The organism is Paenibacillus sp. SRL342, assembly GCF_984798905.1.
The window spans coordinates 6,080,595-6,107,421 of sequence record NZ_OZ481790.1; the positions used below are offsets into that span (position 1 = coordinate 6,080,595).

The 26,827-nt window shown below is 46.3% G+C and carries 24 protein-coding genes and 1 pseudogene; 6 read left to right on the forward strand and 19 right to left on the reverse strand.

Annotated features, from left to right (window positions below; genetic code table 11):
* Positions 1-15: 15 nt before the first annotated feature.
* From AC4E8D_RS26915 to AC4E8D_RS26945, 7 genes are all read right to left on the reverse strand, one after another.
* Entirely contained in the window at positions 16-846 is an 831-nt protein-coding gene (locus AC4E8D_RS26915) for a carbohydrate ABC transporter permease (protein ID WP_218639201.1), read from the reverse strand.
* On the reverse strand, positions 843-1,727 hold the full coding sequence (locus AC4E8D_RS26920; protein ID WP_076212860.1) for a carbohydrate ABC transporter permease: 885 nt from the start codon (positions 1,725-1,727) through the stop codon (positions 843-845). Before AC4E8D_RS26920 ends, AC4E8D_RS26915 begins: the two co-directional genes overlap by 4 nt.
* Before the next feature lie 147 nt (positions 1,728-1,874).
* Positions 1,875-3,200, reverse strand: coding sequence for an ABC transporter substrate-binding protein (locus AC4E8D_RS26925; RefSeq protein ID WP_490205398.1), 1,326 nt, complete (start codon positions 3,198-3,200; stop codon positions 1,875-1,877).
* Positions 3,201-3,361: 161 nt separating this feature from the next.
* Positions 3,362-4,342, reverse strand: coding sequence for a LacI family DNA-binding transcriptional regulator (locus AC4E8D_RS26930; RefSeq protein WP_490205399.1), 981 nt, complete (start codon positions 4,340-4,342; stop codon positions 3,362-3,364).
* Between the two features lie 98 nt (positions 4,343-4,440).
* Entirely contained in the window at positions 4,441-4,884 is a 444-nt protein-coding gene (locus AC4E8D_RS26935; protein ID WP_076212866.1) for a FixH family protein, read from the reverse strand.
* 19 nt (positions 4,885-4,903) lie between these two features.
* On the reverse strand, positions 4,904-5,353 hold the full coding sequence (locus AC4E8D_RS26940; RefSeq protein ID WP_124118173.1) for a disulfide oxidoreductase: 450 nt from the start codon (positions 5,351-5,353) through the stop codon (positions 4,904-4,906).
* A 188-nt stretch (positions 5,354-5,541) separates the two neighbouring features.
* Positions 5,542-7,164 carry a copper amine oxidase N-terminal domain-containing protein gene (locus AC4E8D_RS26945; protein WP_490206512.1) on the reverse strand — a complete coding sequence of 541 codons (1,623 nt, stop codon included), beginning with the start codon at positions 7,162-7,164 and terminating at the stop codon, positions 5,542-5,544.
* A gap of 336 nt (positions 7,165-7,500) precedes the next feature.
* Between AC4E8D_RS26945 and AC4E8D_RS26950 the strand changes: the two genes are divergently transcribed.
* Positions 7,501-7,707 (forward strand): hypothetical protein, encoded by a 207-nt coding sequence (locus AC4E8D_RS26950; RefSeq protein WP_017692174.1) that lies wholly within the window; start codon positions 7,501-7,503, stop codon positions 7,705-7,707.
* Positions 7,708-7,906: 199 nt separating this feature from the next.
* Positions 7,907-9,016, forward strand: coding sequence for a stalk domain-containing protein (locus AC4E8D_RS26955; protein ID WP_490205400.1), 1,110 nt, complete (start codon positions 7,907-7,909; stop codon positions 9,014-9,016).
* Positions 9,017-9,136: 120 nt separating this feature from the next.
* On the opposite strand, the gene AC4E8D_RS26960 is transcribed toward AC4E8D_RS26955, so the two are convergent.
* The 3 genes from AC4E8D_RS26960 to AC4E8D_RS26970 all read right to left on the reverse strand — a co-directional run bounded on the left by AC4E8D_RS26960 (position 9,137) and on the right by AC4E8D_RS26970 (position 12,681).
* A complete protein-coding gene (locus AC4E8D_RS26960; RefSeq protein ID WP_237178195.1) occupies positions 9,137-9,793 on the reverse strand; it encodes a hypothetical protein in 657 nt (218 codons plus the stop codon).
* Between the two features lie 35 nt (positions 9,794-9,828).
* Complete coding sequence (locus AC4E8D_RS26965; protein ID WP_490205401.1) at positions 9,829-10,881, reverse strand: hypothetical protein; 1,053 nt, start codon at positions 10,879-10,881, stop codon at positions 9,829-9,831.
* 84 nt (positions 10,882-10,965) lie between these two features.
* The gene (locus AC4E8D_RS26970) at positions 10,966-12,681 is read right to left on the reverse strand and encodes a DUF6138 family protein (protein ID WP_339305696.1); all 1,716 of its coding nucleotides are present in this window, start codon (positions 12,679-12,681) and stop codon (positions 10,966-10,968) included.
* A gap of 295 nt (positions 12,682-12,976) precedes the next feature.
* Here AC4E8D_RS26970 and AC4E8D_RS26975 point away from each other — a divergent pair, with 295 nt between their 5' ends.
* Positions 12,977-13,222 (forward strand): DUF7662 domain-containing protein, encoded by a 246-nt coding sequence (locus AC4E8D_RS26975; protein ID WP_339305698.1) that lies wholly within the window; start codon positions 12,977-12,979, stop codon positions 13,220-13,222.
* Between the two features lie 218 nt (positions 13,223-13,440).
* On the opposite strand, the gene AC4E8D_RS26980 is transcribed toward AC4E8D_RS26975, so the two are convergent.
* The 3 genes and pseudogenes from AC4E8D_RS26980 to AC4E8D_RS26990 all read right to left on the reverse strand — a co-directional run bounded on the left by AC4E8D_RS26980 (position 13,441) and on the right by AC4E8D_RS26990 (position 18,541).
* Positions 13,441-15,093 (reverse strand): extracellular solute-binding protein, encoded by a 1,653-nt coding sequence (locus AC4E8D_RS26980; RefSeq protein WP_490205402.1) that lies wholly within the window; start codon positions 15,091-15,093, stop codon positions 13,441-13,443.
* Positions 15,094-15,213: 120 nt separating this feature from the next.
* Positions 15,214-16,806: a response regulator transcription factor gene (locus tag AC4E8D_RS26985; protein ID WP_221820684.1), complete on the reverse strand. Its 1,593-nt coding sequence runs from the start codon at positions 16,804-16,806 to the stop codon at positions 15,214-15,216.
* Positions 16,781-18,541, reverse strand: a pseudogene (locus AC4E8D_RS26990) (sensor histidine kinase). Before AC4E8D_RS26990 ends, AC4E8D_RS26985 begins: the two are co-directional and overlap by 26 nt.
* 303 nt (positions 18,542-18,844) lie before the next feature.
* Between AC4E8D_RS26990 and AC4E8D_RS26995 the strand changes: the two are divergent.
* Together AC4E8D_RS26995 and AC4E8D_RS27000 are read left to right on the forward strand one after the other, a co-directional pair.
* Positions 18,845-19,780 carry an ABC transporter permease gene (locus AC4E8D_RS26995; protein ID WP_490206513.1) on the forward strand — a complete coding sequence of 312 codons (936 nt, stop codon included), beginning with the start codon at positions 18,845-18,847 and terminating at the stop codon, positions 19,778-19,780.
* 132 nt (positions 19,781-19,912) lie between these two features.
* Positions 19,913-20,791, forward strand: a complete 879-nt coding sequence (locus AC4E8D_RS27000) for a carbohydrate ABC transporter permease (protein WP_211084928.1) — start codon at positions 19,913-19,915, stop codon at positions 20,789-20,791.
* A gap of 45 nt (positions 20,792-20,836) precedes the next feature.
* Here the strand turns inward: AC4E8D_RS27000 and AC4E8D_RS27005 are convergent, their stop codons facing one another.
* From AC4E8D_RS27005 to AC4E8D_RS27030, 6 genes are all read right to left on the reverse strand, one after another.
* On the reverse strand, positions 20,837-21,028 hold the full coding sequence (locus tag AC4E8D_RS27005) for an aspartyl-phosphate phosphatase Spo0E family protein (protein ID WP_221820680.1): 192 nt from the start codon (positions 21,026-21,028) through the stop codon (positions 20,837-20,839).
* 246 nt (positions 21,029-21,274) lie between these two features.
* Entirely contained in the window at positions 21,275-22,294 is a 1,020-nt protein-coding gene (locus tag AC4E8D_RS27010; RefSeq protein WP_221820678.1) for a hypothetical protein, read from the reverse strand.
* Between the two features lie 23 nt (positions 22,295-22,317).
* Positions 22,318-23,316: a hypothetical protein gene (locus AC4E8D_RS27015; RefSeq protein WP_260632708.1), complete on the reverse strand. Its 999-nt coding sequence runs from the start codon at positions 23,314-23,316 to the stop codon at positions 22,318-22,320.
* Positions 23,317-23,344: 28 nt separating this feature from the next.
* On the reverse strand, positions 23,345-24,265 hold the full coding sequence (locus AC4E8D_RS27020) for a helix-turn-helix transcriptional regulator (RefSeq protein WP_221820676.1): 921 nt from the start codon (positions 24,263-24,265) through the stop codon (positions 23,345-23,347).
* Positions 24,266-24,348: 83 nt separating this feature from the next.
* Positions 24,349-24,537, reverse strand: coding sequence for a hypothetical protein (locus AC4E8D_RS27025; RefSeq protein WP_074096524.1), 189 nt, complete (start codon positions 24,535-24,537; stop codon positions 24,349-24,351).
* Between the two features lie 316 nt (positions 24,538-24,853).
* The gene (locus AC4E8D_RS27030) at positions 24,854-25,177 is read right to left on the reverse strand and encodes an ArsR/SmtB family transcription factor (protein ID WP_221820674.1); all 324 of its coding nucleotides are present in this window, start codon (positions 25,175-25,177) and stop codon (positions 24,854-24,856) included.
* A 205-nt stretch (positions 25,178-25,382) separates the two neighbouring features.
* Between AC4E8D_RS27030 and AC4E8D_RS27035 the strand changes: the two genes are divergently transcribed.
* Entirely contained in the window at positions 25,383-26,750 is a 1,368-nt protein-coding gene (locus tag AC4E8D_RS27035) for an MFS transporter (protein WP_221820672.1), read from the forward strand.
* Positions 26,751-26,827 lie beyond the last annotated feature (77 nt).

Sequence of the window (26,827 nt, forward strand, 5' to 3'; positions counted from 1 at the left end):
ATCACGCAACCGAACTTATTTGATAGCCCCTTGCATGACCCCCTGAATAATGTACTTCTGCGCAAACAGATAAACGATCAATACAGGCAGCAGGGTCAGCACCAGACCAGCCATCAATGGACCGTAATCCACGGTGTATGTCCCATAAAAATAAAACGTGGACAGCGGCAGCGTACGCTGTTCGGATGAAGTCAGCACCAGGGAAGGCAGCAGAAAATCATTCCATATCCACAATACATTCAGTACGCTAATCGTTACGGTTGTTGGCAGTAACACCGGCAGTACGATACGGAAAAAGGTCTGCACTCTGCCGCAGCCATCCATTAAAGCCGCTTCTTCAAGCTCCAGGGGAATACTTTTGATAAAGCCATGGTAGATAAATACGGCAAGCGGACTGCCAAAGCCAATATACATGTAGATCAGCGACCACTTGTTATCCAGCAGGCTGAGCGAGCCGTATATTTTAACCAGCGGAATCATAATGGCTTGAAACGGAATAATCATCGCAGCTACCATCAGGAAAAAGAGATACTGATTCACCTTGCTTTTGTGACGAACAAAGTAATGGGCTGTCATCGCCGCAAAAAGAGCAATCAGTAATACACCTGCAATGGTAATAAGCAACGAATTGCTGAAGGCGGACACATATCCCATTTTGTCAAACGCATTGACGTAATTATCAAATTGAAAGGAGCTTGGCAAGCCCAGCGGATCGGAGGTAATTGCCTGGTTAGCCTTGAACGAATTGACGATTAGAAGTACAAACGGAAATACAAACAAAATCATGACAACAATTAATACAATAAACTTCATCCAGTTGAGAATGCGTGATTGTCCAGCCATCATGCCTCGACCTCCAGTTTTTTGCTGAAATAGACCTGGAGCAATGTAATGGCGGCTACAAGGATAAACAGAACAAAGGCTTCTGCCTGACCCAATCCGTAGTCACGAGCAAGAAATGCCTGCTCATAAACATGCATGGATACCATCTCTGTACTCTTGAAGGGCCCGCCACTAGTCAGGGAGACGTTCAGATCATACACCATGAATCCCCGTTGCAGTGACAAAAAGATGCATACAATAAACGAAGGAACCATCAGTGGCAATACAATGCGCGCCAACATTTTGCGATTACTTGCCCCATCAATGCTGGCTGCTTCCATAACATCCTTCGGCACATTCATCAGTCCTGCAATGTAGATAACCATCATATAGCCGGCATACTGCCAAACGGTCACCACAATGAGTGCCCAGAACGCTTTATCCGGGTCAGCTAGCCAGGAGGTGGAAAACAGAGTAAGGTTCATTTTTTGTCCTGCAAAAACGAGTACCTGATTAAAAACAAACTGCCAGATGAAACCAAGCACGATTCCGCCCACCAGATTCGGCAGGAAAAATCCGGCCCGAAACCAGCCCTGTGCCTTCATTCCCCTAGTTACAGCGTAAGCGAGCAGGAAGGCAACCGCATTGGTCAGCACAACGGTAATAAATACGTACTCCAGCGTCATCCCAAATGATTTCCAGAACACGGTGTCCTTGAACACACCGATGTAATTATCCCAGCCAACAAAGTTTTGATCGATGGCAATGCCATCCCAGTTCGTAAACGTCAAATAAATACCATACAAAAATGGAATGATCATCACTGTAGCAAACGCAAATAATGTCGGGCCAGTAAAGATCAGGCGGGTGCGCAGACGTGTCCATAATCCTTTTTCGGTCAGCATTGTCAACCTCCACTCTATCCAAATGATTAGCCTAACGGTTATGCCGGAAACAAGTTGAACAGACCTCGTGTGGAAGCTGTATTTTCACCATCTCCGGCGTACCGCAAGTCTCTCTCTATGTGCTGCACAGGGCTATGATTAATTCCTTTATTTCACGTTTCCCCAGTATGCCTGAATTTCACTGGCAAGTCCGGCACGGTCAATGACGTCAGCCAAATATTTCTGCATGGATGCACCCAGTTTGGACCAGTGATCCGCAGGAAGTGTGCTCATTGATTCCTCGATTTTGCCTGCCTTGATGTATTCACTAATGGATTTGCCAAGTGGATCGGTTGGCTCCAATGTAATGTTGCTGAATGCCGGAATAATACTGGCTTGATTCACCAGGAAATCCTGACCTTTTTCGTTATAAACGATCCAGTCCAAAAATTTCTTCGCTGCTTCCTGCTGCGCTGGTGTGCTCTTTTCCTTATCCAGCAATATTCGTTTGGATACGGCAGCAGAGATTTGCGTATTACCGAAATCATCCGGATTATTGCTCACAGGTACCGGGAGGAAGCCATATTTTCCGTCTGCTGTATCAAAGCTTGAAATTTGTGGCCATGCCCAGTTGCCCTGGAACCAGATACCTACCTCACCCTTGCCAAGCACCTCCGGTCCACGCTCATAGGTTCCGGACAGTGGAGAAGCCTTGTCAATATTGTAGGTTTTCATCAGATCAAATGTATCTAACAAGCCATTAAACACGGCATTGGAAGCAAGGTCCACTTGACCTGCCTTCAGATCAGTAATGAATTGATCCACCTTCGCACGGTCTGAAGACTGCCCACCATATGCAAGCCCCAGATAATGCGCACCAAGCGACCAATCCATCGGAGATACAATCAAAGGTGATTTTCCAGTAGCAGCGATCTTTTGGAACAACTCATCAAGCTGTGCAGTGGTCTGTACAGACTTTGGATCGAATGTCCCACCTACCGCCTGATCCAAGACATTCTGGTTATAGATGAATCCATATCCTTCAATAGAGAACGGGAAGGCATAATTTTTGCCATCAAACGTTGTAGCCGCTGTACTGTTCTCCACAGCATCCTTCGTCCAAGACTCGGATGTGAGATCCAGAACACGATCCTTGAATTTTTCAACATCCCCTGTATCCAGCATCATCATCGTTGTAGGGCTGCCGGAGGCATACAAGGCAGACGCTTTTTCAAACGGAGACTGTCCACTGCCTACGGGTACAATTTCGAGTGTGATATTTGGATTTTCGGCATGAAAGTCTTTAGCTGCTTGTTCCAACTGACTGTTAATTTCCGATTTGGAATTAAGCATGGTAATTTTGACACTCTCACTGCTGCTACCCTCTGAAGAGGAGTTGGACTCCGTTGCTGCTTTACTTCCACATGCCGACAATACAAGCATCATAATCAATGACAATACCGATAATTTCATCCATCTCTGTTGTCTTTTCATCTTGTTATGGCCCCCGATCAATAGTTTAAAAGGAAACGCTTACAAATCGAATTATAATGTCAAAGGTTTGACATGTCAATCGTTTGACATACCTTTCAAAAAAAATTTTCTCGACTTCATTTCTTTGTGGTAAAAGGACGAATAGGAAAAAACGACCTGTATCAGGTCGTCTCTCTCTCTACGATGTTAACTGGCAAAATATGCTCCATTCCGATCTTCTCTTCCGCGAGCTGGCGCCGAATCAGATCAATCGCCAGCTTAGCCATGGCCTCCACCGGTTGCCTGATCGTTGTAATGCCAGGCACCGTATACGCTGCCGCACGACTGTCATCATAACCTACAATAGCGATATCGTCAGGTACCTTGCGCCCACCTAACACGATCTGCTTCAGCGCATGCACCGCCATCAGATCACTCGTTACAAAGAGCCCATCCACCTCCGGGTGTTGTGCAAGCAGCTTATCCACCAATTCCGTATACTGATGCTGATCAAACACATTGAGATCGGTTTCATGAATCATGACCGGTTTGACTCCATGAGCCTGCAAGGTATCAACGAAACCTGTCGTCCGGCGATTGGACAGCATTTGCAATTCCAAATTACCGCAGATATGTGCAAAATGTCGTCTGTTCTTCGAGAGCAGTAATTCAGCAGCCATAACCCCTCCCTGATAGTTATCAGATGAGATAAACGGGATGTCTTCACCGATCTTACGATCAAAGGTCACAATTGGGGAATGCAGATTCATATACTCATCAACTTCCAGTGTATGACTTCCCATAATAATGCCATCCACGCGATTCCCCTTAAGCATTTCCACATATTCACGCTCTTTGGAAGGGTCCATGTGAGAATTGCATAACATAATTTTAAATCCATTCCGGTAAGCATGATACTCAACATAGCTAGCCAGTTCTCCAAAAAACGGATGGGATACATCGGGAATAATCAAGCCTATAACATTGGATTGTTTACGCAGAAGAGAACGGGCAATTTCGTTGGGTCGATAGTTTAGTTCGTCCATGGTTTGATACACTTTGTCCCGAGTCTTCTGACTGATATATCCCCGGTTGTTTAATACACGCGAGACGGTAGTTACAGAAACTCCTGCCCTGAGTGCAACATCATGAATAGTTGCCATAACAGCCTCTTTTCCTACAACATTCTTCATACCTTTAACATTATAATTATAAACCTATTGCTAAACCGGAACCAAAGCCTTGGCACCCGCCTGCTGCTTCATTCCGCTACAATTCTCGCTCTCGGCATACTATGCATAGCTCCGTGCGTAACATGGACCTGTACCACATACGTACCTGGTTCTTCAAAGGTATGCTGGATTTCATACAGCCCTTCCTCTGCCTCCTTGGCAGTTATAGCCCCCTGATTCTCCAGTTCGTCCGCTGTCATCATACCTTGTTCCGGAGATACAGAAGGCGGATCATCAAGCTCATTCCAGATCTGGAATTGCACATGGTCAGCATGACTTAACGGTGCATCTCCCTGTGTAAGCTTCACCTGTAACCGTGTTGGTTTATGAAGAGTAGCCTTCTCTGGAACGTCAAGTTTCACTTTGATCATTTCCGGCATCTCCCCGGAAGCAGACTGTTCCTCATAGGAGCAGCCAGCGATCAAAAGGATTAGCACCAGGAAGGGCATGAACCACCGAGCTTGTCCGCTCATCACCATCTATCCTTTCTTATTAAGAAGATTTTGGTGTTTTGCCGATGCCCCACAGCATCACGATGATGATAATAAAGGCGATCAGTGCCAGTAATGGAATCGTGATGAAACCAAACCAGTTCAAATAGTCGGTATAACATGGAACCTTACCGCATGCGACGGCATTACCTGTAGCTGAAAAAATACGCTGGATCGTTACATGATATAACGAAATGCCGCCACCGACGAAACTCAGTGGCAGTACGTATTTGGTGATACCCACGTCATCCTTAAAGTAGGCAATGCCCAGCAAGATGGTTAGTGGATACATGAATATACGCTGGTACCAGCATAGATCACATGGAAGATACCCCTTGATCTCACTGAAATAGAGACTCCCCCCTGTTGCAATAACGGAAACGGCCCAAGCAACAAATAAACGGGTATCCACATTTCTCGCTGGACGCTCCGATTTTGATGATGTACTCATTCCTCTGTCCCCCTCTTCATTTTGCTTATACCAAATTATCATACATCATTCTAGACTCCATCGGCTATTCAAGCTGTTATGTAGGTCATTACTCGATGATTATACCAAATATTTGAACTTTTGGGTGAATACAAAAAGCTGCCGTATGGGGCAGCTCTTTTGTTTGATTCGGTATATAAAACGTTGGATTACATCGATTTAGTCAGCGTAATGGAACCATCTTTTTGTGCCCATTTCACGTCCCAGTTCAGAAGTTCAGCAATGAAGCGCAGAGGTACTTGTGTACGTCCATCTTTATTTACAAATACAGTTGAACCCACATTTTTCTTTACGCCGTTTACTTCCATAATGTTGTTGTTCACCCAGAATTCAAGGATATCATCGCCAGCCATTACCGTTACTTGTTGTGCTTTTTTGTCCCATTTCACTGTTGCACCAATACCTTCACTCAGGAAACGCAATGGAATGTATGTTGTGTTTTTCCAAAGCACTGGTGTAGTATCCATGTTGGTTGTTTTGTCGTTAATTTTCAGCATTTTGCTGTTCAGTTGCATCCACACCGTTGTCATTTCTGGCGCTGGTGCAGGTGTTGCTGGCTCTTGGAATTTGTCGTTGAATTGAGTCACGATGGCGTTACCAAGGGCTTGACCTACACCAAACATCACTTTGAAACCTTCACGATTTGTTGTGTACGAAGCATCATAGTTACCTGCTGCATATTGATTCAATACGTTTTGCACTTGATTTTCATGTGTTGTCAGCGCTTGTTGTCCTGCTGCTTTTGGCAGATTGCCAGCTGTTGCTGAATCCAGGAATGTAGCAAATTCTGTTGTAAATCCATCAATACGTTTCTCTACTGCCGCACGAGCCGCAGCATCGTTGTTTTTAACAGCTTTTACATAATCGCTTTGTGCATTAACGTGGTTGGTTACCCAAATTTTCTCGAAAGCATTGGCACCATCGTTACCGTAAACGGAAGCAATCGCTGCTTTGAAGTCAGCTGTGTTTCCAGCTTCAGCAGTAATCAATGCGTTGGAAGCCGCTGTACGTCCATCAAATTCCTCTTGCATTTGCAGAGCCGAAAGCGCAAAGTGTTCGGAAGCCAAGTGGTTGAGTGCAGATCTCAGATCAGCTGCTTTTGTATCCGCTTTGGTATTTTCGAATTTCTCAGGCATTTGTGTCGTAATTGCTGTGGAGAGTGCCTTACTTACGTCGAACATTTCCTTGAAACCTTCACGGTAAGCCTTGTATGCATCAGCGTAATCTCCAGCTACATACTCATCAAATACTTTTTGCACGAGATCTTCATGTACTTTCAGCGCCTGTTTGGCTGCTGCTTTTGGCAATTTGCCTTCGGTTGCTGTGCTCAGGAATGTGGAGAACTCATCCACGAAACCGTTGATGTTTGCCTGTGCTTGTTTGATTCCAGCCTGGTTGCCCATTTTGGTTGCTTTCACCAGATCATCTGTGTATTTGTTATGAGCGCGGAAGATGCGTTCGAATTCTTTGGCACCTGCGCCACCATATAGGGAGGCGATTGCCGGTTGCATATCCAGTGCATTCTGGTCGAGTGCTTTGTAGGCTGCGTCTGCGTCTTTTGCTCCGTCATATGCTTTGGCCATTGCGGTTACTGCGAGTGCAAAGTGCTCGGACAGCAGGTGATCCAGGTTCGCTCTCAGGTCAGCCGCCGGTGTGTTCACGGATGCTTTCATCATGGTCATTGGTGTTTGTGGTGCGGAAGCTGCTCCAGCGATCCCCGGCATCAACAGTGTCAAGCTAAGTACAGGTGCGATAAACTTCTTCATCTTCATTTTCATTACGTATTCACTCCTCGATTATGTTGTGTGTATAATTTCTTTCCTCGTCGTCGTCTTCATAGGGTGTAACGCAGGGTTCTCTATTCTGGATCACTCTGTGGGCAAAAAAAATTCGCAGCCTTCAGTAAAGAAAGCTGCGAATGCCTGTTGTATCAAGGTTTTTTTGAATTAAAAAAATATAAAATTGTAGTGATCTTTCCGATCCAAGACTACATACATACTGTAATATAGACACTTCATTTTCCTTTATTTCTCAACTAAAGCTTACATCAAAGGTTATCCTGAAGTACAATAAGGACATATCATATTATTCGCGAAGGAGGTCCATTCATGACCTGGTTGCCTTATGTTTTAATTGTGGGTATCGCCTTGTTTGGAGGTATTGCTACCATGATCATCGGAAATTCCAAAGCCAATCAGACCAGCAACCCCGAATATGACCGCCGCACAAAGCAAAACCTAAGCAAACTTTCCTATGTATACGTTGGTGCGATTGTCCTTGGTTTTGGCGGACTCATCCTCTATCTTTTCAACTAAAATGTTACGATTCGGCAAAGAATACGTTCAACACACCAAGCAGTTTCAGTGTTCGTTCTACATTCTCCGTATATATACACATGTTTACAAGTTGGAGATAATTCAGAATTATTCTGGATATGTTCGGGGTTTAATATAAAGCCATAAGGGACAGCGAGCCCATTAAATAAAACTAACCCCCAACTTGAAGGAGAGATATATGATGAAAAAAAACATGAAGAAATCCGTAGCATCGATGATGGTACTGGGCATGACATTAACAGGAGCAACGGGTGTATTTGCCGGAACACAACTGGAGAAAATCTCCGCATACCTTAACCATGGAATCAGCTTTAATGTCGATGGCGCGGCTTACTCACCAACGGATGGCAATGGCAACAAACTTGCGCCAATTACTTATAACAACTCTACTTATCTGCCTGTACGTGCGCTTGCCGATGCACTGCATGTACCCGTATCCTATGACGGCAAAAAAGGACAGGTCATGATCGGCCAAGCAACAAGCAATCCATCAGCTTTGACAAATGTAACGTATAGCGCAGCACAAAAAGAGGCGATTCAAAAAGCTTTTGCACAATTCGATGGGTTCGAGACCGCTTATGCCCCTCAGCAGATGATCGCAGGTGACACGTTCAAAAGTGTAGGTGCGGGTGGCGACGGCGTCAGTTTTGTCTTCAACCATATGAAAGTGGATGTGTCTCCAAGAGATTATTCGGACGGTTATACGAGCAAAGACGTGAAACTGTCCAATGGCGTGATCGCCAAATGGTACACACCAGATCAAACGGGCATGCTCACGTTCCAACTGGATGATCGCTACGTTACCCTTAGCTCCCCGGATCATAAGCTGAGCCAAGCTCAGTTGCAACAAGTCGCTGTCTCTGTTCAGAAGGCAACTGGCAACAACGATCAAGGGACCACTGCATTTGCTGACGTGAACTATAGCAAACAACAATTGGATAATATTCGCAAAGCATTTGCGAAGTTTGACGGTTTCACAACAGCCTATGCCCCACAACATATGGTTGCTGGAGATACGTTCAAAAGCGTAGGTGCAGGCGGTGATGGTGTAAACTTTGTTTTCAATCGTATGAATGTAACGGTATCCCCTAAAGATTACTCGTTCAGCTATGATGGCAAAACAGTAAAACTGCCTAATGGCGTATCAGCCAAATGGTACACACCAGATCAAACGGATATGCTCACGTTCAAGCTGGATGATCGTTATGTAACTGTCAGTTCACCGAATAACCAATTGACTCACACTCAACTGGAGCAAATGGCGGTATCTGTACAAAAAGTGAAATAAACAAAATAAACACACATCATTTCGGTCCCACTCTATGAGTTGGGGCTGATTTGATGTGTGTTACGTATGCTCAAACTCTGCACAAAGATCTCTTCCTGTTCGTCCCTCCCTATCCTGCAATTAACTCTCTGCCTTGTTCATGACCTGGCGAAGCCAGTAATACCGATGCAAGTCCATGATAAAATGAAATACCACAAAAGCCAGCATAATGTATACACACATTAGCACAACAGCCACAGTCTGCTGTGTAACAAAGGCCAGTGAAATATTGGCCAGAAGATATGCTCCGCTTGTAATCATCGTTATTGTGGCAACAGGCACACCCGTGCTTTTATCCCCTTTTTTACGCTGAGGGGGCTGCTGCAGCTTACGCAAATGAAACTTCATGTACTGGAACAAGGCAAAACCATATACCACAAATGATCCAATGCCGTACCAAGGTGTCGACAGACCAAGTGTCCCGTAGGCAAACTTCTGAACAATCACCATAAATCCCACAGAACAAACGATGCCAAATACGCCTCGGAACAATACATAATTCAGTTGAAGTCTGCGCGGGGCCGCAATCAGGGCAATAGCCCATATATTCATAAAGCCCAGCGGTGGCACGAGAATATACGCATACAGCGATTGGAACGGGACACTGAACACGGGAATAAGCAGAAATACGTTAAGAAAAAACAGGACAAGTATGCCTGCACTCAGCCGAATACCATCTACCGCATAGACGACATAAGGTGAATCTTCATAAGGTTTTGAACGTTTATTATTCACCATTATAACTCTTCCTTGATAGATTCATTTTGTCATGACTACAATGCCATTTCCGTTAAACGAATAACCCTGCGATAGACCATCGCATCCATCACATCCTCCCAGTCGAGTTCACTGGCATTAACGTCTCGATAATACACGGCAGCAGCAGGCAAGGAACCAACCAACGGGCCTGTTCCACCACATATCAGGCTACCGCCGTCTCCGCCTTTGGGCATCACATCTCCACCCGAATCGAGTGTAAGCTCATACTTGTAGGGGTCTCCGGCAAATTGCACTCCGAAGAAATTTGGCATTTCCAGATCATAAGGACGATCATCCTTTTCTTCACCCCGTGAAGAGGCCATCTCTGCCGATCCACCCACAATCTCATCCACGCCTTCCAAACTTCCAAAGTGCTTTAATCTCATCGTATAGTCGAAGCTGTCACCCCAGGGAAATAACGTGCGACAACCGCCGCCATAGATATACTCCCATTCGTCTTCGGTTAGTAAACCAAAACCCGCTGCAGCTTCCTCCCTCACAACATCTTCCAACTCTATTCCTTCGTTGAACCACAGGATTCGGACTTCATTCTCACTTTGGCGAATCAGACGAAATTGTTGATGCAATTCATATTCACGGATCTCCGATTGCTTAAACTGCTCCAGTGCTGAGGGAAAATCAGGATCTTCTTGCGCGTGTGCTTCCTCCTCAGACACTTCAATCCAGCCAAGTGAGATCAGTTCGCATTCAACAAGCATCGGCGCAATGTTGACCGTTCTTACAGGTGACATTTGACTCGCCAGAAAAGAATCCACGTCCTCCACACCATACTCACTGACCGTTTCATGCAGGTCGGCTGAGGTCTCTTCGTTCATACCATGCTGCCAACGATCCCAGCCGAGCGTTACCCGATCCCCAGGCACAAACAAAAATCTTAGCCCTTCCTCCGTAAATACACCTGTCTCCATCCGCTGACCAAATCGTTCAAATGTCTCGAGACCCTTATATACCATACCGTCTGGTAACTGACGAACAAGCTTACGCATCGAAGCCTCTTTGTCCTGAGCATTCAACGCCTGCCACATGTCTCGACTCCATGTTTCCATAACTCTCCCCACCCTTCCTTATACACTCTCACTTCTCTAAAATGCTTTACTGGATGACCAGTACAATCTAACTTGTTCACATTTTTATTTCCCTGCGGCCTGCAACAGTTCCAGCAATAATTCCTTCCGTCTTCCCTCCGCTTTGCGAGCGAGCGTTGAGAGCTTCTCCACCTTGCCAAAGATCGGATAGATTACACGTTCCGCTTCATAATGCTCAAGTTTTTGAATCTGTCTAACCAACAGTTCGAGTATTTCCTCATTCTCCAGTTCGGGCTGAATCTTTAGCTTCAAACTATCGGTGGAACGACGCAAGCTGGCGACTAACGCAGGTATGGATTGAGCCTGTACACCCTGTTTTTCTACTAACGCCGCAATGAACTTATCCTGGATCAACTGATGCTCATCATCCACTTCGCCCATGTAATATTCAACCAGCGGGAAATACTGCTCATCCACAAGCCCCAGTCCAAAGGTTGCATAACTGCCCGGCATACAGCTTTTCTCTCCCTCGGTATCCTCGTAGAACTCAAACTCCTGGATAGCCTCACGCGCATACTCTTCCAGAAGTGGATGCAGCTCCGGGTACTCCAGTGCATTGGCAAAGAATCGGTGGGTATCCGACTTCGCGAGTCCTTTGATCGGCAAATACTGCTTTACGGCAGATTTTAGCTTGACCTTATAACCTTTCGGAAAGCCCTGTTTCAATAAATGAGTGATAAAGGTAAGTGCCTGCTGATAGGCACTTCGCTCTTCCTTACGAATGTGAATGGTCATCAGTGCAAATACATCATTTGCTTTGCATTCTACTTCTTCCGTTTTCACATGAATATCGTCCTTCGCATACGTTCCGCTACCTTCTGTCATCATCCGTGCCGCACGTTTGCTACCAAGCTGCTTCGCGAGTTCCAGAAAAGTCACACCTTTGGGTTTGCTATAACTCGGCTCAAAACGTAGAATCATGACCGCTGCGTATAACAGCAGATCGATTGGTTGAGTCTCGGATGTTTGCTGCTTCCCGTGCTCGTCCGAATGATGGCCTGTCTGTGTTTTAATGTTCGATTGAAGCGTTGCTCCGGGCTTAAGTGAATATTCATTGGTACGATAAGGCGAAGACTGAACATCATAATACTGTGGCAAAAACTGATTCTCCGCCCATGTCGTCACCGCACGAGTAATCTCACCACGATGTTCCGCAAGTGACTCTGGACGACCCTGATTCAACGCTTGAATCCGGTCATACTGCCTGATCGTCCATGCTACATCCAACTCCGGGAACAGCTTTGGATCGAGCAGATGACTCGTCAAAAAGAAGGATTCCAATGGCTTCGTTGGGTATGTACCGTGTTCCAGCTTCTTTTCTACGTAGGTATGAATACGCTCAAGGAGCAGCTGTCTTTTCTCTTCGTTTATCCATTCCAATAAAGTCAATTGCAGCTTGCCTTCGGTTGTTGGAAATTTCCCGCGGAAAGTGAAGCGGTAGTCAATCAACGGAGTATCTGCCAGCTTGTCCAATCTGCCCTGAACAACCTCAACAAGCTTAGGCCCGATCTCGTTCCGTACCTGTTCCTCGGTAAAGGCTCCTGCCTGCTTTGATTTCACATCATCATCCAACCCCAGATCCAGGCTGTCTATCGTGGTCCGTCCAGGTCTGTAATCAAGCACAATATCATTAAAAACACCCATTTGCAGTGTAGTTCGCTTCACAACACTTTCCAAGTCATCCCGCTTGTCCTGTTCATCAAACCATTCATGAATCGTCGTTATCATCTCTTCCATCGCCTGATCATAAAGTGTACTCATCTAATCTCCTGCCTTCCCATGCATCTTAAGATGTTCATCAACCACACTTGAACTTCTATGAATCCCGGACCAGTCCGAGGTATCTATGTTATAAATACGTGTATTAATGTTCGTATACTCCCTATTATTTTACTCTCTCAAGTACACCCGGAACAATAAGGCTTACGCACGGTTGCTTGCTAGTAAGAGAGATCTATAGTTTTCTTTCATAACTATGTACGCTCTTGGCATGCCCTCGCTATCATCTTCTCCACGTTGTATAATCATTGTATTCCTTTTCAGGAGGTCTGCCGAAATGAGCTACAGCAAATACTTCCCCTTGGAAAACTATTTGAATCAAGTTTCAATCACCCTTACATATGCAGAACTTGAGGAGATTCTCGGATTTACGTTACCCCCTACAGCGTATAATCGCGAACAATGGTGGGTGAATAATTCCAATAATCATACACAGGCACTATCCTGGTTAAATGCCGGATGGAAGGTTGAGAATGTGATTTTAGGAAAACAAGTAACTTTTGTGCGCTGCGAGTCTAATTGATTATGTACTTACTTGCACTGATGGTACTCGTCATTTCAGGTTCAGTGTGCTTAATAGATATTTTGTTTGGTATAAAAGATTCGGGTGAAGGAATCCGATTATTGGTTACGACTTCAAAGGCTCTATTTTTCTTATCCTTGTTGTTTTTTATCATTAAAATGCCTAATAAAAAAGCAGGGTAGATTCGATGAATTCATCGTTCTCCCCTGCTTTGTAAATTAATTAACTGTCTTATACCACTCGTTCACTTCGGCGGTAATATCATCGCCGCCCATGGATTTCCACTTCGTCACAAACGCATCAAATTCCTCAATGCCCACCTGACCATAGATGATCTTGCTGAACGTATCCTTCTCCAGCTTGTCGATCGCGTCCTTCTTCATTTTCATCGTCTCGGTTGGTGCCCCGGTGAACTTGTTCTTGATCGCATTATCTTTATTTGCAACGACGACTTCAGCGGCGACAAATACTTCCGGTTTGTTGGCAATTTTCGTATTTTTCTCAAAAGGGGTCTCCGGCTCTTTGCCCTTCGCAAGTTCCGCCAACGTATCCATCATGAGGTTCGGAATCCGTGCACCGTCATACGTAATCGTATATTTGAGTGGGGATACGCCATCTTTCACTTCAGCTTCACCAACCACTTTGCCGTCCACGATGTCATAGTCGTATCCTTGCGCGAAGCCATGTTCGAACTCGCTGCCCACTTCCGGATTGGCAAAGTTGTCGAATAGATAATTTTGATACGTGAAGAAAATCTCCTGGTTCGCCATGTCTTTGTTAATCAGCACCACCCCATTGCTTGCACCAGAACCATGTTGGTGGCTCTCACCTGTTGGTCCTGTAGGTAAGGCAATGGCCTTGTACGTGGCACCGTCCACATTTTTCTTCACATCATCAATCGGCCAGTTTGGCATCCAGTGTGGTCCCACGATAATGCCTGCTTTACCTGCGGTGAACAATTCTGCTGCCTTGATCTCGTCATAGACGCCTGCTTCTTTGGGCAGGTAACCTTTGGACAACCAATCTTTCATCGTTGCTAGGCCTTCCTTCACACCTGGCTGGATGGAGCCATATTGCAGTGTGCCGTCTCCAGCATCATTCCATTGACCAGGCATCGTCTTGTACATGCCGAAGATCCAGCCGGATTCCGTCATCCAGGTATTGAGCGCATTTTTCATGCCCACGGTCAGACCATACGTATCTTTCTTGCCGTTCCCATCCGGGTCTTGATTTGTAAAAGCATCCATGACCGTAACCAGCTCATCCATGGTTTTTGGTTCTTCCAGTCCCAGCTTCTTCAGCCAGTCTTCCCGAATAAACATGACCGAATCGCCGTTGTAGGCATAATCGAAGATTGGAATGCCATAACGCTCGCCCTCATACATGTACGGATACCATTCCTCCGGTGCCGATTCAGATGCCTGTTTCCATGTGTCCGAAGCATATTGGTCAAACAACTCGCCTGCATTCGCAAATTTGCCGGACTCAATTAATTCCCGTACCAGATTGTAGTCCCCCCGAATGGAGACAATATCCGGCAGTTCTTCGTTAGCGGACAGAGACAAGCGTAATTTCGTGTAAAATGCATCATTGGTCACCGATACGGCCCACGGCGTGGTCAGATCGATGCCAAGTCGTTCCTTGGCCCATTTGGTATGCACATTGTTCTGTGCCGTTTCCCCATTCTTGAATTTCGTATCATCATTCCAGGCCCGCAAATAACTCATCTGTACAGCCGGTTCATACTTCCCGTCTTGCAGAGCAAGTGGTGCAGCGGCTTCCTTCGCCGGTTCTTCCTTGGCCCCCGAACTACATGCCGTTACAGCAACCATCGTGATTGCGAGCAATGCCGTCATCATTTTTCTATACATGAACTAACCCCTCCTCAGGTAACTTGGATACCCTTATGTGCCAAATGCACCTTACATGAAAAGGATAGTGCAGCCGGGGAGGCAAACATATATCACAATTTCAATGTTCATATTGATTTGTTAACCGTTCCGAAAATCCTGCGGGGTCAGTCCATAATGTTTGCGGAACACCTGAATGAAATAAGGCGTGTTATTGTACCCCACTTCCTGACCGACTTCATAGATCTTCATTGCCGTATGCTTCAGCAAATGAACCGCACGTTCCATTCTGGAACGGATAATATAATCACTAATGCCTTCACCTGTGGATTGTTTGTACATTTTCGACAGATATACGGGGTGCAAATGCACCTCTCCGGCAATGACTTGCAACGATAAATCCTCACCCAGATGATGGTCAATCCATTGCTGCACCTGCCGAATCAGCGTTGATCCGGCATCCTGTCCCGCATCGCTTGTGCTCTCTTCCCACTGCTGCATCACACTTCTGGTCCACGTTTCCAGACTGCGCAGCGAGATGCCATAACCATCCTTGAGCAACTGCTGGTACTGCTCGCCAAGCACTTCGGTTAACTGCCTTCCTTCCCGATGAGCCATATAGGAGAATGCTGCCGCCAAATAATGAAAAGCCACATACACATGCTCCGGGAACACACTGTTCGACAGTTCGGCAAAGATCTGATCAATCTTGCGGTGTGCATCCTCCATGCGCCCCGCTTCCAGTAACGTCGTTAGACCCGGTGGTTCATACAGCGCTGCAAGAGACTTCAACGTGGCCCCATTGGTTCCCGCCGCCGCATTCAGATGTAATCCTTTGCCAGCCTCGGCTTGCTTGCGAAGCGCACTCACAGCTTGATGATATAGTTGCGGTACCTGATCTGGGAAACGCCCCATACGACTAACAGACAGGGAAATGGTCGCGTTCAGATATTGCCTCACACTGTGGATTAACCGTTCTCCAAGCCGTCCCATTAGCATTTCCGGTTCAGCTTGGGTTTGTTTGGGACTGGCCATGAAGACCAGATCATCATAGGCGTCATCCGTATGGCAGAGATGATAGGTACTGCCGTAGATCTCTTCCACCACATTGGAGATGGCATACTTCATCAGTCGAAACGCTTTATGTGTGGGTTGATGGTCATCATACCGGATGAGCAACAGTTGCATTTTATCCTGTGGACGGAACCCGATCTCCAGTTGCTCCAGCTTGCCTTGGAGTTCTGCATCCGCAAATTTATGCCCTAATAATACATCCTTCATCAGCTCCGCCCGCTTCTCGGGCAGATGTTCCCTCACCGAATACATGGCCCGCTGATGCAGCATTTGTTTCTCACCCTCTAGACGAATCTGCACGGCGGCCTGCTGCACGGATTCGATCAGTTCCTCATCTCGGACCGGCTTGAGCAGATAACTAACCGTCCCGTGTTTGAGCGCCTGCTTCGCATAATCGAAGGAGGCATGACCCGATAAAATAATACATTTCGTCTGTTCCCACTTTTGCCTGATGTGACTGACCAGATCCAGACCGGACAGACCCGGCATGCGGATATCCGTGATAATAATATGGACCTGATGTGATGCCATATGTTCCAAGGCTTCTTTGACCGAATAGGCTTTGAATACCTGACCAATCCCGTGTTCTCTCCACGGTATTGAGACAGCGATCGACTCTACTGCCGAATGTTCATCATCCACGACCATCAGATTCATCATGCGGTTGTTCCTCCTCAAACCATCGAATTTCTACACTAAGTCCACCATAGGGAATCGCTCCAAAATGAAGCCCCGACGACAGCCCATATCGCGTAACGAGACGCTGGTGCACATTCCACGTGCCTGTTCCAATCTCTTCACCCATTGGTTCATTGATCTCCCGTTCCAATTCGGCAATCTCTTCCGCTGTCAGCGTGACACCATCGTTATCAACAAACAGGCTATATCTTGTATATTTCCGACCCTCTATATGTTCGGGTACCGCCATCCCCGTTACGACGACATGCCCACTGCCCTCCATCGGCTCAATGCCGTGGATCACCGCATTCTCTACGATCGGTTGAATAAGCAGTCGCGGTATATGAAGCAACATCAGTTGCTGCGGTACGGCAATCTCGTAGGTCAGCCGGTTGGTCCGCATCTGTTGAATGGACAGATAATGGTCCAGCAGCCGAATCTCTTCTTCCACTGTTGTCATGTCATTCTCGCCTCGCGTAATGTAGCGATAGTAGTCACCCAGGCTTAGCGACATGGCAATAACCGCTTAACGGTTGCCGAGCTGGGTCATATTTTTAATATAAAACAGGCAGTTGTACAGGAAATGTGGATTGATCTGTGATTGCAGATGTTTCAATGTCGCTTCCCGTGAACGGATCCGTTCCTCGTATACCTTCTCGATCAGTTCCTGAATCTGCTCTGCCATATGGTTGAAGCTCTGGGTGAGATACGCGAATTCATCACGGGAGTGATCGACCGGAATCCGTGTGGACAGCTGCCCTTTGCGAATCTGTTGCAGCCCTCTCATCAAACGATGGATGGGCACCTGAACTTTTCGATACAAAAGCAGTGCAGCCCCGATACTCAACACGAGCAGTAACAAAATGGAGGTAATAAACATATTTCGACTCTTGTCCATCGGGGTTAACAAATCATCCAATACCACCGGGTTCACGTATACCGCTTGCAGTTGTTTGGAGTGCACGTAACTGACCAGATATTGTTTACCGCCCACCTCCAATTGATGATTGCCTTCCCTCTCCGGCCCGTTAAAAGGCATATCACGCATAATCGCTTCGACCAGTTCGGGGTCCGCCGTACGGTTCAGCAACGGATCGTTACCTGGTACCAGCAAGAAGGGATCTCCGCCCTGCGTTTCTTTAAAATCATCCAACATGGCAACCACGTTCATCGGGTCAAAATTAATCTCCATCACCGTTCGTACACCTGTGTTTACCGGTTTTTCATTCCACTCGTAGTTGTCCGTGAAAAAGTAGGTGAAACTCCCCTGCTCCAGCTGCCATTGACCCGGTTGCGGAAACGTCAACATCTTCTCATCGTAGACCGTCCGGCTGGACATGGTGGATAACACAAGTTCCGCTTGTGGCAGCACAATGGTAATATCGTTCTTCCAGCGGCTGGTGGACTGGTACAACGATAATTTGTCGAGAATATCCAGATAGATACTGTTCTTCTCATATTGGCTGGTTGAGTCCGTCATGTAACGGTAATGCAGGATACTCGGATCTCGCAGCAATGTCAGGCCATATAGTGAGAGCTGCTCGATATTTTTATCCACCTGGGAACTGAAATAATTGAACTGGTTCAGACTCGACTGCTGTTTCTCCTCCACCACCATGTCCACATTTGCCTGGTTCGCGTATGTATACAGCAGCAGAATGGGTACGAGCAGGCAAATTAAGAGAATGACCGTCTTCGCAAATACTGTGAATTTCATCGTTTCACCCTGTTCCTGAATTTGAAGTCGTTCTACACCGAAGTCCTATTTTATATTGAAAACCCTTACATTTCTATATGATTTTATGTTCTCCGGCTTTCCTGTGACTTGAAATCCTATGTTTCCATCAACAAGTTAATATTTCAACATCCGCATTGAAATGTTGTTCTATAGTCCACCCTTTTCCGTTGCTATAATTCAGTTGCTCCACTCTGTGCAGAGGTTTGCTCGCCTCATGTTGCCCGGGCTGGACGAGATAAAGGAGGGACCCTGATGGCTATGGAACAACCGTTAACAACCAATATGCCGGTGCGAAAAATGACACCCCATCCACGCAAACGTACCCGCTGGAATTTCAAACGCACATGGCCGCTGCATCTAATGCTGCTGCCTGCTGTACTGCTCACATTACTGTTCGCCTATGTGCCCATGGGCGGCATTATTATTGCTTTTCAAGACTTCAAACCGTGGCTGGGATTCACCGGCTCCAAGTGGGTGGGCTGGGACAACTTCCGGTTCATGTTCGAATATCCCGACAGCGTTCAGGTCATCTGGAACACGGTGCTGATTGCTTCGATGAAAATTGTGGCCGGACTTGTGGCCCCCGTGGTGTTTGCCATTTTGCTGAATGAGGTTCGGAACTCTACGTTCAAACGTTTCTCACAGACCTTGGTGTATCTGCCCCATTTCCTGTCCTGGGTTGTCCTGGGCGGCATTCTGCTCGATATGTTATCACCGGAAGGTGGGCTGGTAAATCAGGTGCTGGCCGCGGCTGGCGTTGAACCGATCTTCTTTCTGGGAGATGGCGACTGGTTCCGTGTAACGGTGGTTGTCAGTGATGTGTGGAAGGAATTTGGATTCGGGACAATTGTATTTCTGGCAGCACTTGCGGGCATTAACCCGGCATTGTACGAGGCTTCGGAGGTAGATGGGGCAACACGACTCAGACAGACATTGCACATTACCCTGCCTGCACTTGTGCCAATGATTATCGTGGTAGGTACGTTATCTCTGGGCAATATCCTGAATGCAGGCTTTGACCAGATCTTTAACCTGTACAATCCCTTGGTATATGAGAAGGGCGATATTATCGATACCTTTGTTTACCGGATGGGGATTCTGAATGGCAAAATGAGCTTTGCGACCGCTGTTGGACTATTCAAATCATTTGTCGCGATGTTCCTGGTCATCTCTGCGTACCGGATGGCGTACAAAATCGCCAATTACCATATTTTTTAAGAAGCATTTTGCATAAATCCAGACAGCGACTTTCAATAAGAAAGATAGAGATCGAAATGGTTCAGTTCGTCTATATCTTGTACACGCGAGCGATTCAAATCGAATTATGCAAAATGTAGAGGAGGAATAAAGGTGTATCACAAAACAACCGGGTACCGTATATTCAATGGTTTTAACCTGATATTCATCGCGGCCGTCTCAATCCTGTGCATCCTGCCACTGGTCCATATTCTGGCCGTTTCCTTCAGTGGTAAAGCGGCAGCATCCGCCAATCTGGTGACACTTTGGCCCATAGATTTTACGGTGGACGCCTATACCAAAACATTTGGTAACAGTAACTTTCTGAGTGCACTCTGGATTTCAGTCCAACGTACGATTCTGGGCACACTGCTCAGTATGACACTTGTCTTCCTGACGGCTTATCCGTTATCCAAGGAGAGTCTGCATTTCAAGGGACGCTCGTTATATGCGTGGTTTTTCATCTTCACGATGCTGTTTAGCGGGGGATTGATTCCATCCTACATTTTGATCCAGAAGCTTGGGCTGATGAATACGATGTGGGCTCTGATTTTGCCGGGAGCGGTGGCTGTCTGGAACCTGATTCTGATGATGAACTTTTTCCGTAACGTGCCAAAAGAGCTGGAAGAAGCCGCATTTATTGATGGGGCCAACCATATCACAACTCTGTTCAAAATCTATCTGCCTGTATCCATGCCCGCCATTGCCACGATTTCTTTATTCACGATGGTAGGTCAGTGGAATTCCTGGTTCGACGGGCTGATCTATATGAATGATGCTTCCAAATATCCACTCGCCACGTTAATGCAGACTATAATCGTACAGCAGGATTTCTCCAACATGAACGTGGATGCAACGCAGCTCCAGAATATGTCTCAACGTACGGTGAACGCAGCTCAGATCTTTATTGGCGCTTTGCCGATTCTGCTCGTATATCCGTTCTTGCAGCGTTTCTTCGTTAAGGGAATTGTGCTCGGGGCGGTAAAAGAGTAAGGCAAACACATGGAATTCCTTCTTGGAATTCTTTGTTCAGAAAGGTTATGATTTCAGCTGATTCGTAATCGTTCTCCCACGAGTTGCGTTGTTATATTCATTAATTAACTCATCCAATACCATGGATTGGCGAATAACCTCCGGATGCCATAGTTCCGGGTATTGAGCTGCAACCTGGTAGAGCCTTTGCCGTGCATGTTCGATACATTCCTGAATGGTTTCCGGATTATGTACCATACTCCCGCCCCCTGTTGTCCTTAAATATCATCATCCAAAAAAGACCATCTAATATAATATTCGGAACAAGAGGGGATTTGGATTACCCCAAAATTAAAATTTTGGTTATTTTTTCTTGTAAAAGTTATGATTAGCGTGGATCACATGGGCTGATATGTATATGTTCAATATAAATAAACCGGATGGGCTGTAGCCTGTCCGGTTTTATTCCTGCTGAGTTTTTCAATTTTCTCTGTCATGCTCCAATTATCTTAATCCAACATCCTTAAAACGATTGCCTATCGTCTCTGGAAAGACACGTTTAATGGCATCAATGGCACGTTGTTCCGTAGCCCCTGCCTTCCCTATAAGCTTAATTATCCTTTGTACACAATCTGGTTCCTTCGTATTCCATGAGATTGAATCATTAACTACATCAACAATCTCCGAATACAGTTCTGCGAGCAATGTATACTCACGCATGACATGAACCATCCGAGCTGATAGGTACTCCAGCTCTGCAACATAAGAGGCAATGTCCAGTCTTGATCTGGCATAATAGCGCAGTACAGTTGCCGCTTGTTCTGTGTCATATGTTCCAGACTGCAAAGTAGCTGCCATAACCGTATACGCAGCTGATCCACAGGCATAATCCTGGGACGGCAGCATGTAGTCATGGGTTTCCCATTTGTATACGGCCTGAATTAATGACTCCTTGCAAACTTCCCATAGATCCACAGATTCATGAGATTCCAGCACCTGATAGTACCAGTATGGCGTACTGTTCCTGCCAAATGAATCATAGGGCAGACGAATGACTTCATGTCCTTCACTTTCTCCAATAAACAGCACCTGCTCCTCATCATCATATCCGGCAGCAATGACAAATTGATCATGCCAGAGAATCGCACCTATTCCCCGGTCAATGGACGCCTTTATGTCAAGCACTGCCTGCTTCTGATAGAGCGGAAAAGTCGGTTCAAATGAAAATCCACCATGTTGTCCCGTTGTTACGCCAAGAAAATCAGCCGCCACAAAGTTCTCTGCCATCCAGTTGTATGCCGAGATTGATTCTGCGGTCAGACGCCGATCCACCACTAATCGGAATGCACTTGCCGTCATACCTGCAATCATGTGACGCGGGAAATCCATCCACTGTGTGTGCAATAAAATGAGGTACATCGCATCTGTATACGAACCCACACCGTTCCGTGATAGGTGTGCATCAGCAGAGGTTGGGGCTCGCGGGAAGCGAATCAAATCCTGCAATACTTTGGCTGCCATCATCCGTCACTCCTTCCTCCCTCATTCTATCGTGCGGAGTGTGCTCCCCACCGTGGTATAGTGGATCTTTTACGGTCAGGATACTTCCTGGATATCAATCGAAAATAATCAATAGCCTGCTCTTCCAGTGCTTTTGCCTTCACTAGTACCTGTGCTAGATCTTCTGTGGTGTCTGGTCGCAAGACACGGCTATTCTCCTGCTGAACCATATATCCTTTCATTTGGTCAATTAACGTCCCAAGCTGTTCATAGCATGCACAAGCGTGGTCCAGTTCGTTCCATATCCCTCGAACACCCTGCAAATACATTCGTATTTCGGATCGCGAATGGCAGAAGGATTCCAAAATATAACCTGCACCGGATTCATCGAAATCCCCACTCCGCAGGGCCTCCACCCACACATCATATGCCTTTTTACCTGAAGCAATATTCTGATTAGGTAACAGACGATAGGGAATATCCCAATCCTCAATCGCCAGTCTCAGGGATTCCAGCAGCATCTGTTGTTCAGGGATGCGGACCTGATCACCAAACACCTGACAATACCAAAATCCGGTAAAGTTTAAGCCGAAATTGTCATACAACAAAATCTGCGGTTCCTCGCTCCATCCGTCTTGCACATAAAAGATGCGGTCACTGTTATCATATCCATGAATAACACCGAACTCAGGAATCCAGTAAATTACACCAGTGCCTTCATCAATACTCCGTCTCACCCAGTTCACTGCATCCTGCTGGTAATAACCAAACGTGGAATGACGTGTACGTCCCCCATCCCAGATCGTGAATATCCCCAGGTTATCGACTCCGGGACGATGTGCTTCCCCCCACTGTCCATACGCTGTAACCGACATGGGAAGTAGTCTGCGATGCACCGACAGCTTGAAAGCCATGCCCGTATATCCGGCAAGTACAACCTTGGAACCTTGAAACTGGCCCGTATGGGTTAGTATCGCATGCAGACTATCGACGTACGATTTGGACTCCCGCTTCATGATGAGGTTATCTAAAATATTCTCAGCCAAGGACCGATCTTCTCCTCTCTATGCTGCTTTATTCCACGTTTTGCTTACGTTGTATCGAGAGCCTGTCCATTAATCCTTCCGCGCTTTGCTGAAGCTTGCGCCTAAGCCACCCAGGAGACAATAGTTCCTCCCATTCGCTAATAAACAAGTGCTGCAAGAAAGCGTCCGTGTCATAAAATTCAATCGAATAAATCTGATCTTGCCTAGACTGGATACGATACCCTTGCCATAGGTCCATTTGCTGTAGTTCTTTCAAGCGAATCTCAGCTACAAACGGTTTACGCACAGGCAGTGGTTCTTCCCATCCACCTAGGAGCGCATCTGACCTGTACTCAAATCTCTCATCCAAGATTGATACATGAACAATACCCTCCAAGCGAATGGCCACTTGCTGTACAGGGTCTGCTTCATAACCCACCACGTAATCGGCGTTAAACTGGGATATCATCTTTAATGGACACAAGGAAAACTGCCGTTCTCCATCGTGATCCCTGTAATGAATATGTACTCTGCGCAAGTCAGTTATGGCATGGGACAACAATTCAAAGAATTGCAGTTGTTTCGGTTGCGCCGAAAATACCGGAAGCTCACTACTTCCCATCGGTTGTTCCTCCAACGTAAAACGCTCCAGCAAATGTGCTACACGTTTCACCGCGTCCGATTGATCATAATCGTAATGTCGATAGCGATGTGCCAGATATTTCAGCACACGCTGCTCTTCTTCAGTCATATACAAATGGGGCAATCGAAAAGTCTGATCCTCATAACAATAGCCCCGATATTTTGCCATATACACCAAAGGGGCTCGCAGGGAACTTGCCATATATTCAATATCACGCTGAGCCTGACGACGGGAGATTTCAAATTCACGGGCAAGCCAGCTGCTATTCGGAAAACGTCCACCCCGAATCTGTTCGTCAAACCAGTGAATCCGATGCATGTTACTCATCTTCCCGCCCCCATCTCATCCATTCCTAATATATTCGATTATATCAAAAGACATGGCCCGTTCCGAAGAACAGGCCGGTTATGTTACACATGTGCCTTATCCACTCTGGATTGCACAGCTTTGAAGCATTTCTTGCATACTTTCAGACTTGTACCGTCTGTTTTTGTTTGCGTATACAACAATTTAATTCGGGTACTGCTACACACCGGACATGTTCCCCGGCCCCTGGAAGGAAGACTCCACAAGACGCGTCCTCTTTTCGTTTTTGCCAATGGTTGTGAACCTCTTTTCGATATGGTTTGTGTGTTCACCGTTATTATATAGGGCAAGGTACGACACAGAATGTCGCATCAGTTTTAAAGGTTGTTCAAAAAGTCCCCAATTGATCACGAAGTAGCCCAAGAAGCGAACTCGACATCGAATCTTGCGTTCACCTTCGGAGTCCGGTGCTCATGTAGGTTTGCCTACACTCCGCTCCTCCTCCTTCAGGTTCTCGCAACCTTCTCGGTGCTGAATCGTTAACTTTTTGAACATGCAGTAGCAGAAAATAAAAAATGTCCCCTCTTCGACCTGAAGAAAGGACAACATTTAGGAAGGATCTGTGCTCGTCTGAGCTGCGGCCTGCAATAACGGTTGCAGGAGTCCTGGAAAGCGCGTTTCCAGATCATCGGATCGCAGGGTGAGAAAATGCTGAGTGCCCTGCACTCTGACCCGAATAACTCCAGCTTCCCGCAAGGTACGAATGTGATGCGACATCGTTGACTTCACAACAGGTGCATGAAAATGACTGCACGGCTGCTCCCCGCTTCTCGCTGCTTCCGCAACAATCCCAAGACGGGTCGGGTCGCTTAACGCATACAATACGGAGGAAAGTTCAATATCTGATACCTGTGGATGATGTAAAATTTTCATACTGTAGTCTCCTTTTCTCAGACTATCCATTGTATTTTAACACAGATCCATGATATATTTCTAATGTTCGACACCAATCGAACTTTAATGATTTCGTTATGTAACCCCTGCTGTCAGGCACGGGATTGACATCATATTACATTTTGCAAATGTTACACACCGTTTCTGAAATGTTGCGAAATACACATCACTTTAGGAGGTTTTTATGAACAACACCGCAACCGCATCATCAGGGGAACGGACCGGAATACAGGAAGGATTAATTGTAAGCTTGCTTGGCTTCACCGTTGTACTCGTTGTTATGAATACAATGATGTTTAATCTGGCCCTGCCCAAAATTGCTGCCGAATTTATGCTTACATCCGTCGCTTCCTCATGGATTGTTACAGGATATTCCATTGTATTTGCCATTTCCTCGATTACGTTCTCACGTCTATCGGATTTCATACCTATTCGTACATTATTCACGACCGGGCTTACGTTACTTGGTGCGGCATCCGTTCTCGGGTTCTTCAGTAATCATTTCATCATTTTGCTCATTGCACGTCTGATCCAGGCTGCGGGTGCTGCTTCGGTTCCCGGGCTCGCTATTGTACTGATTACCCGATATATTCCCAATGATCGCCGGGGTAAATCGATGGCTGTCATCATGTCCGCGAGTTCACTGGGGCTTGGACTTGGTCCCGTCATCGGCGGAAGTATTACTCAGTTTTTGGGATGGCATGATCTGTTTATCGTTACGGGATTAACGTTATTCTTGATTCCTGTATTCTTTAAACTGCTTCCTCGGGAAACACCGCAAAAAGGTTCATTTGACCTGCTCGGTGCCGTGCTTCTTGCCATCGGTACTACAGGTGTGTTGTTATTCCTGACTTCCCGTCAGTGGTACACGCTTGTTATCGGTGCTGCGGCACTGCTTCTGTTCTGGCTCCGAATTCGGCGCGCGGCAGACCCGTTTGTTCAACCTGCTTTGTTCAAAGACAAAAAATATATGATGCTCAGCTCGTTGGGGATTGTATCGTACATTAATAACTTCTCAACGTTGTTTCTGTTACCGCAAATTTTGGCACATCTATATGGACTCACACCTGCTCAATCGGGACTTGTCATCTTCCCGGGTGCAGTCGTGTCCATGCTGCTGTCCAACCGAATCGGCCGCATGATTGACCGACATGGCAATACGTTGCTGCTGAAGTTTGCACCATGGTTGCTACTGGCAGCTGCCGGGCTATTCGCCTTATTTGCAGACAATAACATCTACGCCATTATGGCTGTCTATGTCCTGCTCAGCGTAGGCTTCTCTTCCCTAACCACCAGCGTGTCCAATGAATTGTCTGGCAATCTGACCATGGATCAGGTTGGTGCAGGTATGGGATTGTTCCAACTTAGTCAGTTCTTCAGCGGTGCTTTCAGCGTTGCTGTCACTGGTGTAGCGTTGACTGCGATGCAAAACATGCCGCTATCCTCAGCGTATACTAATATTTTCTGGGGCATGACTGTAGTTGCAATCGCATCGGTTATTTTCTCTCAAGTGTATCTAAGAATGCAGTCACGAAAAAAAGTTGCTGCTTAATATGAAGCAAATCATCAAAAAGGCCCGTAAAGCGACGTTTGCTTTACGGGCCTTTTTGATTTTCGTAAGATTAGTGA